The organism is Ohessyouella blattaphilus, assembly GCF_024721265.1.
Taxonomy (GTDB): Bacteria; Bacillota; Clostridia; order Lachnospirales; family Lachnospiraceae; genus Aequitasia; species Aequitasia blattaphilus_A.
Map to the genome: position 1 here is coordinate 1 of NZ_JAMXOC010000087.1, position 881 is coordinate 881.

Consider the following 881-nt stretch of genomic DNA (forward strand, 5'->3'; position numbering starts at 1 on the left):
GGTCCTGCTGGTTTAGCAGCAGGACTCTACGCCGGTAGAAGTCGCCTGAGTACTTTGATTATTGAAAAAGGACAAGATGGCGGTCAAATCGCTATTACTGATGAGATCGAGAACTACCCTGGTCAAAGAGTAGAAGGGGAGTCAGGAGCTTCTTTAGTAGCGAGAATGACAGAACAAGCAGAAAAGTTTGGTTGCGAGCGCATAGCCGATACAGTTACGGAAGTTTCTCTTGATGGAGAGATTAAAGTAATTAAGACGGCGAAAGCTGAGTATCAAGCCAAGAACGTAATCGTAGCTACCGGTGCTTTCTCTAGACCGATTGGTTGTAAAGGAGAAGAGGACTATATCGGTAGAGGCGTTTCTTACTGCGCTACCTGCGATGCTAACTTCTTTGAAGACTTAGAAGTATACGTAGTCGGTGGTGGTGACTCGGCTGTAGAAGAAGCCCTTTATCTAACGAAATTCGCCAGAAAAGTAACGATTATTCATCGCCGGGATGAACTAAGAGCAGCGAAGTCTATTCAGGAAAAAGCCTTTGCTAATCCGAAAGTAGACTTTATGTGGGATTCGGTTGTGGAGGAAATCGGTGGCGAAGACATTCTTTCAGAAATGAAAGTGAAAAATGTAAAGACTGGCGAGATTACTACAGTAGTTGCTGACGAAGACGATGGTCTTTTTGGACTCTTTGGTTTTATCGGTACGATTCCTAACTCTGATCTATTTAAAGGAATTATCGATATGGATGAAAGAGGATACATTAAAGGCGACGAAAATATGGGAACGAATCTAGACGGCGTATACGTAGCCGGCGATGTTCGCATTAAGAGTCTTCGCCAGGTAGTAACGGCTGCCGCTGATGGTGCCATTGCTGCTACCCAGAT

The 881-nt window shown here is 44.6% G+C and carries 1 protein-coding gene; it reads left to right on the forward strand.

Translation table 11 applies throughout. The features are described 5' to 3' along the window. The coding region (locus NHH16_RS15475; protein ID WP_262070485.1) for an NAD(P)/FAD-dependent oxidoreductase at positions 1-881 on the forward strand (881 nt) is incomplete at both ends.